The organism is Metabacillus sp. 84, assembly GCF_050107715.1.
In the GTDB taxonomy this organism is placed as follows: domain Bacteria; phylum Bacillota; class Bacilli; order Bacillales; family Bacillaceae; genus Metabacillus_B.
In genome coordinates this window covers 633,315-646,053 of record NZ_JBNILN010000001.1, presented here as the reverse complement: position 1 = coordinate 646,053, position 12,739 = coordinate 633,315, and the positions used below count along the sequence as shown (strand labels likewise).

Genomic DNA, 12,739 nt, shown 5'->3' with positions numbered 1-12,739 from the left:
TAGAGAAGGGATGGTTGAGGAGAAATGAAAAAACAAACATTGGCTATCATTTATTTATTGATTATGACAGCGGGAGCGCTTTTAAATACGCAGCAGCAGCCGGCAGGTGCCCAGAGAGCGGAGGCGGCAGAGCAGAACGGACCGGTCGTTATTCCGGAGGAGGCCATCCGCCTGAGAATCCTCGCAAACAGTGATGGACCGCAGGATCAGGCTTTAAAATTGAAAATAAGAGATGAAGTGAACAAAGAGATTACGAAATGGGTAAAAGATCTTTCTTCTATTGAAGATGCGAGGGAATTGATCCGCTCTAAGATGGAAACGGTAGAGAGCATCGCCAAAAAAGTGATGGAAAAAGAAGGAGTCAGCCAAAGCATTCAAGTAGAATACGGCAGCAGCGTCCACTTCCCGACAAAGCTGTACGGAGAGTTCATTTATCCGGCAGGAGACTATGAGGCGATCCTCATCACCCTCGGGAATGGAGAAGGCGCGAACTGGTGGTGTGTTCTTTTCCCTCCGCTATGCTTTCTGGACTTTTCAACCGGAGAGGCGGTAGAAGCCCAGGAAAAAGAAGCAGAGCAGGAAGAGAAGAAGCTCGCCGAAGTAACGTCAGAGAGCAGGGAAAATGCAGAGCCTGAAGTGAAATTCTTTCTGGCTGAATGGCTGGGCGGGCTGTTTTCATAAACCTTTCCGCATATTTGAGAGTTTTCCGCATACATTGGGAGTAACAAAGGACAATGGGGTGGAACGATGTTTTATCAGCTCAAATTAGCGGAAGCAGCCGATGCCGGCCGTTTGATAGAGTTTGTGGAAGCAGCGGGGTCCAATGCTGCGGGAATAGAAGAAAAAATAGACCAGTTCGTTATGATGACAGATGCCGATCACAACGTAGCCGCCTGCATCGGGCTTGAAGTGTTTGGCGAAATCGGGCTTCTTCGATCTTTAGTTGTATCGGACAAGCTGGACCAGGCTTACATTCTATCGCTCTTTAAGAGCATTCATGAGGTTGGCCGGAAAAAAAAGCTCAAACATTATTATCTTATTGCAGGCGGCGCCGGCTCAATCGAATTCCTGAGACTTATCGGATTTCAGCAGGCTGCGGAGACAGAACTTCCCGAAGTGCTCCGGAATTCCAAGCATGTCCAGACATCCATTGCAGCAGAGGGCTCAGCCGTTATGGTTAAGAATACCTGAAAAATTCATGAAAAATATAGGTCAAATTACTTTATCAACATACTTATCCACTGAAAATGAAGCTTTATCCACATTTTGTGGATAAAGCTTATTGCTGTTCCCCGCTTTTACTTAGGGACAGTCGGTGGTAGACTAGTTGGGAAAGCCTTAAAGACAAGGTAAATAAGGAGTCAGATAAAAATGGATACGATTCACTGGACTGTGGATAAAAACCTGGACTCATCCAAGCTTTATCCACAAGTTATTCAAGCAGCTGAATTGCTTGCCAACAATGAAACCGTTGCTTTTCCGACTGAGACTGTATATGGACTTGGAGCCAATGCAGGTTCGGATGAAGCCGTTGAAAAAATATATAAAGCAAAAGGAAGACCTGGGGATAACCCTCTTATTGTTCATGTATCCAATCATAAACAGGCGGTAGAGCTTGTAAGGGAAATCCCCGCCTATGCCATGAAAATTATGAGCATGTTCTGGCCAGGCGCGCTTACTGTTATTTTGCCTGTAAAAGAAGGAATGCTCTCTTCACGCGTAACAGCCGGTTTATCAACGGTAGCAATCCGTATGCCGGATCATCCGATTGCCCTCGCACTGATTGAACAATCCGGCGTGCCGATTGCGGCCCCAAGTGCAAATCTTTCAGGCAAACCAAGCCCGACAGAAGCGGAGCATGTCGCTCAGGACCTGGACGGAAGAATTGCCGGAATTGTGGATGGAGGGCCTACAGGGGTCGGAGTAGAGTCTACTGTCCTGGATTGTACGAAACAAGTCCCGGTCATTTTAAGACCCGGCGGCATCACGAAGGAACAGCTTGAAGAGGTGATCGGACCAGTGGCCATGGACGAGGCGTTGACGGATCAAACACAAGCGCCCAAATCCCCTGGCATGAAATACACCCATTATGCTCCGAATGCTCCGCTGACAATCGTAAAAGGCTCGCTGTCCTTTCTCCAGAGTCTCGCCGATGAGGCAATGGCAGAAGGGAAAAAGGTAGGCATATTAACCACGGAAGAAAACAAACAGGTGCTCCATGCAGATGAAATCATTGCCTGCGGCAGCCTGGCAAGCCCTGAAACCATCGCTGCCAACCTGTACAGTGTTCTCCGCCGCTTTAATCAAAACAGGGAGCTTGATCTCATCTACAGCGAAGCGTTTCCGGAGGACGGCGTCGGACAGGCGGTCATGAATCGGCTGAAGAAAGCCGCCGGACACCGGGTAACCATCGAATAACCCGTTCTAACCCTCATTGGACAGACATATGCTGAAACAGGCATGTCCGAGGAGGGAATACATGAGTTTAGAAGCGTTAATCGGGGAGATTCTAACCCTTTTTATGATGGCCTTTGCACTGGGAATGGATGCCTTCTCTGTCGGCTTGGGAATGGGCATGATTTCCCTGAGACTCCGGCAAATTTTTTTCATCGGCTTGGTCATCGGTCTTTTTCATATCGCGATGCCGCTCGCCGGCATGGGACTCGGCAAGCTGTTATCCGATAAACTGGGTGCGATTGCTGCCTATGCAGGAGGAGGGCTCCTCATTCTTCTCGGCATTCAAATGGTGATCGCCTCCTTTAAAAAAGAAGAAGCTCCCCTCATTACCCCAGTGGGATTCGGCCTGCTCTTATTTGCCCTAAGTGTAAGCCTGGACAGCTTCTCTGTCGGCTTGACGCTCGGGATATACGGCGCAAGGACGATGCTTGCCATTTTGATGTTCGGCATCGTCAGCATGGTGCTTACATGGTCCGGACTCATCATCGGCAAAAGGGTGCAGGGGTGGCTTGGCAATTATAGCGAAATATTGGGAGGAACCATCCTTTTAGCCTTTGGGGTCAAGCTTTTGCTTCCTTTGTAGAAGGCTTGCCGAACGGAGAAAGAGCCGTATCCTTTAGAGAGGATGCGGCTCTTTCACTTGTTTTAGGGCTTTTGGATAAGTGAGTGTCTGCAGCAGCCCGGGAAGCTTACTTACTCCGTAATAGTGAAACTGTAGGAGTTAGTCAATTGGTTATGAATAACCAACTCATATTCAAGGTTTTGCTCCTCTGCTTTTTCTGTTAATAGATTGATTTCAGAGGAATGAAAATAACGTTGGATAGCCGTCAGCAGCAATGCCAGCAGAGCAATGAATAGCAGCGTTAAAAGGATGTATGGTCCTGCTGATTTTTTTAAAAGCATAGTGGGGGTTCCTCCTTCATGATAAGAAACAGGTTGAATTCGCTTATGTATGAGAAAAAAATGAAATGGACAAGCTTCTTATTCTATTATAATCCAATGCGGTGCAAACATTTACAGAGAGTTCTTAAAGTAGTCTAAGATGAGCTTGGGGTGAGTGGTTTTTTCTGATCCTTGATTCAGATCCCTGAATCTACCCCAAACCGGTTTGGAGGACTTGGTCCTCTGTCCAGTTAGTAGTACAATATAGATAATTACGATTATTAATCACCCGAGAATCGGGAGCAGCGATAAATAGCGAGACGAAAGCAGAGGAGTGGAAGCGGTGCCGAATGTCCTTTTTGTTTGCACAGGCAATACATGCAGAAGCCCGATGGCCGAAGCGCTTATGCAGTTTATGAAGCGGTCGGAAGAAATAAAGGTGAGATCAGCCGGGGTTTTTGCAATGGATGGAAGCGATGCTTCGCGTTATACAAAAGATGTCCTTTTAGAAAAAGGGATCGCCTTCAATCATTGTTCCACCCTGCTGAGTGAGGAAAGCGTCGATTGGGCTACACATATTTTCACCATGACAGCCAGTCACAAGCAGCTCATGCTTGAGCGGTTTCCGCTATCTCAAAATAAAATCTGGACCCTGTCCGAATTTGTCCACAGCGATTCCGAACAAAGAGATGTCACTGATCCTTACGGAGGCCCCCAGGAAATGTACCGGGCCACGAGAGACGAATTGGAAAACATGATGAAGCTTCTTCTTGAAAAACTGGAAAACTAACTGAACCTGGAGGCAGCATAATGAAAGTTGCAATCGCATCAGATCACGGCGGAATGAAAATCCGCGAAGAAATCAAATCCCTTATGGATGAAATGGGCATTTCCTATGAAGACCTTGGCTGCGAGTGCAATCAATCAGTTGACTACCCTGATTACGCAGTTCCTGTTGCCGAAAAAGTCGCATCGGGAGAAGCCGACAGAGGCATCCTGATCTGCGGGACCGGCATCGGCATGAGCATTGCAGCAAACAAAGTAAAAGGTATACGCTGCGCCCTTGTCCATGACGTATACAGTGCAAGGCTCACACGCGAGCATAACGACAGCAACGTCCTCGCCATGGGTGAGCGTGTCATCGGTCCGGGGCTTGCCCGCGACATCGCCAAAACATGGCTGCAATCCAATTTTGAAGGCGGAAGGCACGCGAACCGCATCGGTAAAATCGGGCAATACGAAAACAACTAACAAGAGGTGAACCAACATGGAAGAAGTCCAAGTATGGCGCTCCGAACTCCAAACAATCCTGGATGACCTCGAAAGCCAAATCACCTTTGAAAAAAACAGCCTATTCGTCATCGGCTGCAGCACGAGTGAAATCATTGGCGAAAAAATCGGTACATCCGGAACCTTTGATGCCGCAGCCATGATTTTTGAAGAACTCTCCCGGTTTAGCAAAAAACACGAAATTTTCCTTGCTTTTCAATGCTGTGAACATCTGAACCGGGCACTGGTTGTAGAAAAAACGGCAGCCGAAAAGCACGGCCTCGAGACCGTCACCGTCATCCCGGTCAGGAAAGCCGGCGGAGCCATGGCGGCGCATGCCTTTAAATCCATGGCCAATCCAGCTGTCGTCGAACATATAAAAGCAGACGCCGGCCTCGACATCGGAGACACCTTCATCGGCATGCATCTGAAGCACGTCGCCGTTCCGGTCCGAAGCACCCTCAGCCAAATCGGACACGCCCATGTTACCATGGCTAAAACGCGTCCGAAGCTGATTGGCGGGGTCCGTGCCGTTTATGAAGCGGCAAATGAAAATGAATCCTGCAAATAGGAAGAACCGCTCTGCGAGGCGGTTCTTTTTGCGTTATGAAATGTTCGGGGGTATCATCGACATTGTTTCCTTTATAAAAGCGGTACGGTTTGGTTTATGTGGACCGTGTTAGTGAGGGCAACGGGTCCAAGAAGCGCTGTAAGAAGGATTCTCTTCAGTGGTATAAAAAAGGTATTGAGAGAATGGCGGGGCCTTGGGATAACATGTTGAAGCAGAGAGCGTTGTCTCCCTGTTTTTTATTTTGTTGGTCCCTTTTCCTTCTCAATATTATTATTTGACTAATCAGTCCAAAAAGGATAATCTGTACTTGAAGGGGGGAATGCAATTGGCAAGAAGCAAAGAATTTGATACGGTCACTGTTTTGCGCAAAGCGGCTGAAGTGTTTGGGCAGCTGGGCTATCAAGGTGCCTCGCTTCCAGAGCTGCTCAAGCATTTGGAGATTGGCCGGCAAAGTTTATACGACACGTTTGGCACGAAAAAGGACCTTTTCCTTTCCGCCGTCAAAGCGTATTTGGAGGCAAAAAATCAGCTGGTTGTCCAAAGACTGAGTGAAGCGGGTTCAGTTAAAGAAGCTGTCCATGATATTTTTGCTGAAGGTATCAGGGCTTTGAAGGACCCGGAAAGTTCTGCCGCCTGCTACATTATCAATAGTGCAGTCGAACAGCTTCCTTTTCAAAAAGAGCTTGCCGAATACTTCAGCAGGCAGTCGCTGCTGCTTGAAGATGCCTTTTATGATGCTCTTTTGCGCGGAAAGCAAGAGGGTGAGTTCACAAATCGGCACGGTGATTTAAGAAACCTTGCCCGCTACCTGAATCAATCAAGACTGTCCCTTACCTTTATTGCGAAAACGAACAAAAGCTTTGATGCACTGGAAAGCTATGCGAAAGTCAGCCTGTCTGTTCTGGATTGAATAGGAGGCTATTCTTTCACTTATTTTGGACTAATCAGTCAAAAAAGGAGCTGCAATGATGATGAATGAATACGTAAAGATCATGGATCAATTTTTTCAAGGCATGCTGGAAAACAATATTGAACAGTGGATGACAATCTGGCATAAAGACGCCGTATTTGAAATTCCCTATGCCCCTTCTGGTGTTTTAACAAAACTGGAAGGGATTGATGCCATCTACAATCATGTGAAGGATTTTCCCGAAAAAATGAATTTCACCCATTTTTCTGAGCCGAACTACTACCCAGTCGAAGGCCAAAATACAGTAATCGTGGAGTTTGAATGCGAAGCAGTGATTCTGGAAACAGGACTGCCTTACAACCAAAAATATATTAGTGTCATTGAGTATGAGGATGGAAAAATTCTCCGTTATAAAGATTACTGGAATCCGCTTATCTTTATTGGCGCTTACAATAATGAACCTCAGGCATTTCTAAAATTTCTAAAAAGGAGTCAATAGCATGACTATTTTACTTACTGGCGGAACCGGCACAACAGGAAGCCGCATTGCTTCCAAGCTTCTGGAACGCGGCTATTCTATCCGCATTGCCAGCAGATCGGTTCCCAGGCTTGCTGGTGCAGAGCATGTGCCTTTCGACTGGCACAGCGGGCAATGTCCTGCTGAAATATTTAAAGGGATTGAAAAATTGTACCTGGTTGCACCGGTCGGTGTGCTTGATCCGCTGCCAGCCGTTCTGCCTTTTTTGAAAAAAGCTTTGAATTCCGGAGTGAAACGGGTGGTCATGCTCGGTGCGGCCATCGTCTCTGATGACGGTCAAGTGTTTGGGAAGCTGCAGCTCGCTGTCAAGCAGCTGGCACCTGAATATGCCATTCTCCGTCCTTCTTATTTTATGGAGAATTTCCTGGCCCCTTACCACCTTCACACCATTAAATCAGAAAACAAGCTTTGGTCGGCAGCCGGTGATGGAAAAATCGGTTTTGTCAGTGCAGATGACATTGCGGAAGTTGGCGTTCGTGCATTGATCGATCAAGAGCCGCATAACACGAGCCACATCATTACCGGTCCGGAGAGCTTGAGCTATTCAGAAGCTGTCTCGATCATCGGCCATGCAGCCGGCACCCCCATTCAATACGGAAACCTTCCTCTTAGCCAGTATCAGCAGGCTATGGTTCAAGGAGGCTTAACACCAGAGTATGCCGCTTTTATGACAGGACTGGAAGAAAAGATTTCAAACGGTGCAGAAGACCGTGTTACCAATACAGTTGAAACGGTCACTGGGAAGAAGCCGGTTAGTTTAAGTGAATTTGCTGGCGCCCATAGAGAGGCCTGGGGGTAATACTGGAGGAGAAGCAGTTTGAACTGCTTCTCCTTTTCATTTTTCTGTTAATCAACCGAAGAGCATTACATAAAACAGCAGGCCTCCCATAGGCTAAACTTGAATGATATAGCAGGGTAAAAAGTGGTTAGTTTTGGCCGGGGAAGGGGTGGAAACGGCGGGATTAATTGAAGTTCTGGGCAGAAAACCTGTTAAAGCGCCAAAAACCGTTCCATTTTATTTGGGGATTATACCGCCTTATTTATGCGTTCCTCTCACGAATCTGATCGATCCTATTTGTCCATTCCCCCCAGATGATTTGTCCGTTTCGCTCACGAATCTGTCCAATTCATATAGCCCCCCTTTGCCAAAACTGCTCCTTCAATAATTCCCTGCTTTCCGCCATCCCCCTTATTTCGAACAATCTCTTTCAATCAACTCTCTATAGTTCGGTATTAGCTCTATTTTTTCAAAAATCAGCCGATTGTCTTTTACATTTCGTTCAGAATGTGTGTAAAATAGGAGCATATAAGCAAGCCACTACTGTCCAATCAAGGGGGATATAAACATGACATTTTTGCAGAAGCAGGATCCATCCGTATTTGAAGCGATGCAGCAGGAGCTAAAACGGCAGCAGACGAAGATCGAGCTCATTGCATCTGAGAACTTTGTAAGTGAAGCGGTAATGGAAGCGCAAGGTTCTGTGCTGACGAACAAATATGCAGAAGGCTATCCGGGTAAACGCTATTACGGAGGCTGTGAGTACGTGGATATTGTTGAGAATATTGCGCGCGACCGCGCGAAGGAAATCTTCGGTGCTGAGCATGCAAACGTTCAGCCGCATTCCGGTGCCCAGGCAAACATGGCCGTTTACTTTACCATCCTGGAGCATGGAGATACAGTACTTGGTATGAATCTTTCCCACGGCGGCCACCTTACCCACGGCAGCCCCGTTAATTTCAGCGGTGTTCAGTACAACTTTGTGGAATACGGAGTAGACGAAGAAACGCACCGCATCAACTATGAAGATGTTCGCCAGAAGGCGCTTGAGCACAAGCCGAAGCTGATCGTTGCAGGTGCAAGTGCGTACCCGCGCGAAATCGACTTCCAGAAGTTCCGTGAGATTGCGGATGAAGTGGGTGCATACTTCATGGTGGATATGGCTCATATTGCGGGTCTTGTAGCAGTAGGGCTTCATTCAAACCCCGTCCCTTACGCGGATTTCGTAACGACAACGACTCACAAGACACTTCGCGGTCCCCGTGGTGGAATGATTCTTTGTAAAGAAGAATTTGCTAAAAAGATTGATAAATCCATCTTTCCTGGAATTCAGGGCGGTCCGCTTATGCATGTCATCGCGGCTAAAGCTGTTGCTTTCGGAGAAGCCCTGCAGCCGGAATTCAAAGAATACGGCGAAAAAATCATTGAGAACGCGAAACGCCTTGGTGAGTCCCTTGTTAAAGAAGGTATGAATCTCGTATCCGGCGGTACGGACAATCATCTCGTTCTTCTTGATGTCCGGTCACTCAGCCTGACGGGCAAAACCGCAGAAAAAATTCTGGATGAGATCGGCATAACAACAAACAAAAACACGATTCCATTCGATCCGGAAAGCCCGTTTGTAACAAGCGGCATTAGAATTGGAACAGCCGCTGTAACGACACGCGGCTTTGGGCTGGAAGCAATGGACGAAATTGCTTCGATTATTGCTCTTGCATTAAACAACAGCGAAGATGAGGAAAAGCAGAAAGAAGCAGCGGAACGCGTTGAGGCTCTTACCTCCAGATTTCCGCTTTACTGAAGGATCCGATCCGGACAGGAAGGGAGCAGCTGATGCGGCTGCTCCTTTTCCAGCTTTTTCATAAAAACCTTCCTCTTGAAACCCTTGCCCTTTTTCTGTAGAATCAATGGAAGTGCGATGAAACAGGTACGAGATATTGATAAGGAGTTGAGCGGTTTGGGGAAAGTATACGTTTTTGATCACCCGTTAATTCAGCATAAGCTTACGTACATAAGAGATGTAAAAACAGGAACGAAGGATTTCCGTGAACTGGTAGATGAAGTGGCGACCCTGATGGCCTTCGAAATTACCCGTGACCTTCCTTTGGAAGAAGTAGAAGTGGAAACACCGGTCACGATTGCAAAATCTAACGTGCTTGGCGGAAAAAAATTGGCGATCATTCCGATACTGCGCGCAGGCCTTGGGATGGTTGACGGGATTCTTAAGCTCATCCCGGCAGCGAAGGTAGGGCACGTCGGCCTTTACCGTGATCCTGAAACACTCAAGCCCGTTGAATACTATGCAAAGCTTCCTTCCGATGTGGAAGAGCGTGATTTCATCGTAGTGGATCCGATGCTTGCTACTGGCGGATCGGCAATCGAAGCGATCAACAGCCTTAAAAAACGCGGTGCAAAAAACATTAAATTCATGTGTTTAATCGCAGCTCCGGAGGGCGTTGAAGAATTTAAGCTCGTGCATCCGGATGTGGACATTTTTATCGCGGCCCTCGACGAAAAGCTGAATGAAAAAGGATACATTGTCCCTGGTCTCGGAGATGCAGGCGACAGAATGTTCGGAACAAAATAATCAGCAAGGCTCAGACTTAAAATAAAGTCTGAGCCTTTTTTACGGTCATAAAACCGCTCTTTCCGGAGAACGCTAACGGACAAGAGGTGTTCCCATGAAAAAACGAATGATGTCTTTTTTTATCCTGTTTTCACTCCTTCTTCCCCATGCCTCATCCGCCACCTATACCTTTCCTGAAAAACCGCCTCTCCCTGACCGGAACCGTCCGGACAAGGCTGCGAGACGAATTTTTGCTGTTGCCCCTGAGCGGTGGGAAGCGTTTAAAAGCGAGCTGAAAACGGACTTTCGGAATGTGGAAATCCGCCGGGAATACAGCGAAGTGTTTAAAGGTGCATCAATTGAAGGATCATCTGAAGACCTGGCTTTGCTGTCATCGCGTCCGTATGTCGAAGATTTGGGACCTGTGGCTGCCTATAAAGCTGAAGCAGCAGATTACGTGGCTTTTGTAGGGGGAGACCGGGTGAGAGGTTTATTTGACGGGGAGAATCAGCGCCTGACCGGGAAAGGGATTAAGGTAGGAGTCATCGACACCGGAATGGATTACCGCCATCCGGATTTGCGGAAAAATTATGCAGGCGGGTACGATCTCGTAGACGATGACCGGGATCCGATGGAAACGATGGGGGATGAGGATGTGGCGACATTGCATGGAACCCATGTAGCCGGCATAATTGCTGCAAACGGCAAGATCAGAGGCATCGCACCGGATGCATCCCTTTATATTTACAGAGCACTCGGGCCAGGGGGGACGGGAACCTCTGAACAAATCATCGCCGCTATCGACAGGGCCGTAAAGGATAAGGTGGATATTTTAAACCTATCATTAGGAAATGACGTAAATGGACCGGATTGGCCGACGAGTCTTGCGTTAAACAAAGCGGTGGAAAAAGGCATTGTTGCAGTCGCGGCAGGCGGCAATTCAGGTCCGGGGAAATGGACGCTCGGCTCTCCCGGAACAGCAGAGAAGGCGATTTCGGTAGGGGCTTCCACTCCGCCAATTAAGGCGTTTACACTTCGTACATCCGGCATGCCGGAGCCTGTCCGCCTGATTCCTTTTCAGGGGGCGGCGCAATGGAAAACCATCCGCTCTGCCGGAATGGTGTATGCAGGGTTTGGAAGGGAAAAAGAGTTTCCGGCCGACAGCAAAGGAAAGCTCGTGATCGCTCAAAGAGGGAAAATACCGTTTACTGAAATGGCGCTGGCAGCGCAGAAAAAGGGGGCTGCCGGAATTCTCGTTCATAACAATCAGAAGGGGTCTTTCTCCGGCAATATGAAAAACATCACGATCCCGGCTGCTTCCATTTCCAAAGAAGACGGGCTGAGGCTCCGGAAGCTTCTTCACGAACGGGCAGATATTTCTCAAACGAATGAACAGGATACATTGGCAAGCTTCAGCTCAAGGGGGCCAGTCACAGGAAACTGGGGGATAAAGCCGGATGTTGTAGCACCTGGAGTGGAGATTTTAAGCACGATTCCCGGCAATCAATATAAAAAGCTGCAGGGGACAAGTATGGCCTCGCCGCTTGTTGCAGGAGCGGCTGCCCTTGTAAAGCAAGCCCATCCGGACTGGAGCCCCGGGGAAATAAAGGCTGCACTGATGAACACGGCAAAACCGCTGATGGACCGGCATGCCGCCCTTTACGAACCGATTGGGCAGGGGGCAGGGAGGATTGATGTATGGAAAGCGGTCAACACAGAAGTATTGGCTGTACCCGGATCCCTTGTTTTCTCACAATTTTCTTCTGGACAGCGCAGATCTGTGCACAAAGCCAGGCTGAACCTGATTAATCATTCAGGGAAAGTCCAGCGTTTTTCCTTTATTTATCCCGGGAGAGCGGACGGTCTGACATGGCGGTTTCCTAAAACCCAGTACGTGCAGCCCCGATCCTCGAGGGAGGTGGAAATCGTCCTTGAAGGGACGCCAATTCACCTGGCTGACGGAACCCACCAGGGGTGGCTTAAGATGAACGCCGGCCGTGAAGAAATCGACATTCCATATCTCTTTATGATGAATGAGCCGGATTATCCGAGGCTGATGGGCTTTGATCTGCAGCCGGGTGATGAACCGGGGACTCTTCAGTATGAACTGTACCTGCCGGGCGGGGCGGATGAAATTGGCATTGCATTATACGACCCTGCATCGTATCATTTTATTGGATATCTTGACTGGGTGAAAAATGCAGGAAAAGGCCGGTTAAAAAAAGTGCTGAGCAGGAAAGAAATAAACGTGCCCGACGGGACCTATAAAGCCCTCATTTTTGCGGAGAAAGGCAATTCAGAAGATATCATCGAAGCCGTAATCACAATCGATTTTCATAGTCAACACTAATTTTTTCAGCAAATGTGAACAATTTGTGCCGGGCTGATGGGTTTGTGAATTTTTAGCATGGATTCACATTGACACAGCCCAGCGCCAATTGATATGCTATACGAGGGTAATGATAAGGTTTTCAAAACCTTCTAATTACTAGAACATTCCCTCAAAAAAACCTTTAAAACCGTGATTGCGGGGTGCTGTCGATGAACAGTAAAAATCGTCATCCGTTGCAGGCGATGGCCCTTATGTCTGGCATTCTATCACATTTGGTAGGATCAGTTTTAGTAGGGATTTTCGCCGGAAGATGGCTAGACGGCTACCTTCATACGGCACCGCTGTTTTTAATCATTGGCCTTCTTTCAGGACTGGCAGCAGGCATTTACGGCATGCTGAAACTAGTCCGCCACTACTTTCCAGGAGACTGAGCATT

Annotated in this window: 15 protein-coding genes and 1 pseudogene; 15 read left to right on the top strand and 1 reads right to left on the bottom strand. The window is 47.9% G+C overall.

Annotation, left to right across the window (positions count from 1 at the left end):
- Positions 1–24 precede the first annotated feature (24 nt).
- From spoIIR to ACQCV8_RS03205, 4 genes are all read left to right on the top strand, one after another.
- Positions 25–681, top strand: coding sequence for a stage II sporulation protein R (gene spoIIR, locus ACQCV8_RS03220; protein ID WP_426843097.1), 657 nt, complete (start codon positions 25–27; stop codon positions 679–681).
- A 66-nt stretch (positions 682–747) separates the two neighbouring features.
- On the top strand, positions 748–1,191 hold the full coding sequence (locus ACQCV8_RS03215) for a hypothetical protein (RefSeq protein ID WP_426843096.1): 444 nt from the start codon (positions 748–750) through the stop codon (positions 1,189–1,191).
- 180 nt (positions 1,192–1,371) lie between these two features.
- On the top strand, positions 1,372–2,418 hold the full coding sequence (locus ACQCV8_RS03210; protein ID WP_426843095.1) for an L-threonylcarbamoyladenylate synthase: 1,047 nt from the start codon (positions 1,372–1,374) through the stop codon (positions 2,416–2,418).
- A gap of 61 nt (positions 2,419–2,479) precedes the next feature.
- Complete coding sequence (locus tag ACQCV8_RS03205; protein WP_426843094.1) at positions 2,480–3,040, top strand: manganese efflux pump MntP family protein; 561 nt, start codon at positions 2,480–2,482, stop codon at positions 3,038–3,040.
- Positions 3,041–3,150: 110 nt separating this feature from the next.
- Here the strand turns inward: ACQCV8_RS03205 and ACQCV8_RS03200 are convergent, their stop codons facing one another.
- Positions 3,151–3,360: a hypothetical protein gene (locus tag ACQCV8_RS03200; protein ID WP_426843093.1), complete on the bottom strand. Its 210-nt coding sequence runs from the start codon at positions 3,358–3,360 to the stop codon at positions 3,151–3,153.
- Positions 3,361–3,673: 313 nt separating this feature from the next.
- Here ACQCV8_RS03200 and ACQCV8_RS03195 point away from each other — a divergent pair, with 313 nt between their 5' ends.
- From ACQCV8_RS03195 to ACQCV8_RS03145, 11 genes and pseudogenes are all read left to right on the top strand, one after another.
- Positions 3,674–4,129, top strand: coding sequence for a low molecular weight protein arginine phosphatase (locus ACQCV8_RS03195; protein WP_426843092.1), 456 nt, complete (start codon positions 3,674–3,676; stop codon positions 4,127–4,129).
- 20 nt (positions 4,130–4,149) lie between these two features.
- Positions 4,150–4,590: a ribose 5-phosphate isomerase B gene (gene rpiB / locus ACQCV8_RS03190; protein ID WP_426843091.1), complete on the top strand. Its 441-nt coding sequence runs from the start codon at positions 4,150–4,152 to the stop codon at positions 4,588–4,590.
- A 16-nt stretch (positions 4,591–4,606) separates the two neighbouring features.
- Positions 4,607–5,179, top strand: coding sequence for a TIGR01440 family protein (locus tag ACQCV8_RS03185; protein WP_426843090.1), 573 nt, complete (start codon positions 4,607–4,609; stop codon positions 5,177–5,179).
- 49 nt (positions 5,180–5,228) lie between these two features.
- Positions 5,229–5,358: pseudogene (locus ACQCV8_RS03180) on the top strand (family 1 glycosylhydrolase); the annotation flags it as partial.
- A gap of 146 nt (positions 5,359–5,504) precedes the next feature.
- Positions 5,505–6,089, top strand: a complete 585-nt coding sequence (locus ACQCV8_RS03175) for a TetR/AcrR family transcriptional regulator (RefSeq protein WP_426843089.1) — start codon at positions 5,505–5,507, stop codon at positions 6,087–6,089.
- 55 nt (positions 6,090–6,144) lie between these two features.
- Positions 6,145–6,588: a nuclear transport factor 2 family protein gene (locus tag ACQCV8_RS03170; protein WP_426843088.1), complete on the top strand. Its 444-nt coding sequence runs from the start codon at positions 6,145–6,147 to the stop codon at positions 6,586–6,588.
- Position 6,589: 1 nt separating this feature from the next.
- The gene (locus ACQCV8_RS03165) at positions 6,590–7,426 is read left to right on the top strand and encodes an NmrA family NAD(P)-binding protein (RefSeq protein ID WP_426843087.1); all 837 of its coding nucleotides are present in this window, start codon (positions 6,590–6,592) and stop codon (positions 7,424–7,426) included.
- A 547-nt stretch (positions 7,427–7,973) separates the two neighbouring features.
- Complete coding sequence (glyA, locus tag ACQCV8_RS03160) at positions 7,974–9,206, top strand: serine hydroxymethyltransferase (protein WP_426843086.1); 1,233 nt, start codon at positions 7,974–7,976, stop codon at positions 9,204–9,206.
- 156 nt (positions 9,207–9,362) lie between these two features.
- Entirely contained in the window at positions 9,363–9,992 is a 630-nt protein-coding gene (upp, locus tag ACQCV8_RS03155) for a uracil phosphoribosyltransferase (RefSeq protein ID WP_426843085.1), read from the top strand.
- 94 nt (positions 9,993–10,086) lie between these two features.
- Positions 10,087–12,321: a S8 family serine peptidase gene (locus ACQCV8_RS03150; protein ID WP_426843084.1), complete on the top strand. Its 2,235-nt coding sequence runs from the start codon at positions 10,087–10,089 to the stop codon at positions 12,319–12,321.
- 191 nt (positions 12,322–12,512) lie between these two features.
- On the top strand, positions 12,513–12,734 hold the full coding sequence (locus tag ACQCV8_RS03145; RefSeq protein WP_426843083.1) for an AtpZ/AtpI family protein: 222 nt from the start codon (positions 12,513–12,515) through the stop codon (positions 12,732–12,734).
- Positions 12,735–12,739: the final 5 nt, after the last annotated feature.

Excerpts from the sequence above, each read along its gene's own strand:
- ACQCV8_RS03215 (WP_426843096.1), top strand. The coding sequence starts at position 748 with ATGTTTTATCAGCTCAAATTAGCGGAAGCAGCCGATGCCGGCCGTTTG.
- glyA (WP_426843086.1), top strand. The coding sequence starts at position 7,974 with ATGACATTTTTGCAGAAGCAGGATCCATCCGTATTTGAAGCGATGCAG.
- ACQCV8_RS03150 (WP_426843084.1), top strand. The coding sequence starts at position 10,087 with ATGAAAAAACGAATGATGTCTTTTTTTATCCTGTTTTCACTCCTTCTT.
- ACQCV8_RS03200 (WP_426843093.1), bottom strand. The coding sequence starts at position 3,360 with ATGCTTTTAAAAAAATCAGCAGGACCATACATCCTTTTAACGCTGCTA.
- ACQCV8_RS03170 (WP_426843088.1), top strand. The coding sequence starts at position 6,145 with ATGATGATGAATGAATACGTAAAGATCATGGATCAATTTTTTCAAGGC.
- ACQCV8_RS03205 (WP_426843094.1), top strand. The coding sequence starts at position 2,480 with ATGAGTTTAGAAGCGTTAATCGGGGAGATTCTAACCCTTTTTATGATG.
- ACQCV8_RS03185 (WP_426843090.1), top strand. The coding sequence starts at position 4,607 with ATGGAAGAAGTCCAAGTATGGCGCTCCGAACTCCAAACAATCCTGGAT.
- ACQCV8_RS03210 (WP_426843095.1), top strand. The coding sequence starts at position 1,372 with ATGGATACGATTCACTGGACTGTGGATAAAAACCTGGACTCATCCAAG.
- spoIIR (WP_426843097.1), top strand. The coding sequence starts at position 25 with ATGAAAAAACAAACATTGGCTATCATTTATTTATTGATTATGACAGCG.
- rpiB (WP_426843091.1), top strand. The coding sequence starts at position 4,150 with ATGAAAGTTGCAATCGCATCAGATCACGGCGGAATGAAAATCCGCGAA.
- ACQCV8_RS03145 (WP_426843083.1), top strand. The coding sequence starts at position 12,513 with ATGAACAGTAAAAATCGTCATCCGTTGCAGGCGATGGCCCTTATGTCT.
- ACQCV8_RS03165 (WP_426843087.1), top strand. The coding sequence starts at position 6,590 with ATGACTATTTTACTTACTGGCGGAACCGGCACAACAGGAAGCCGCATT.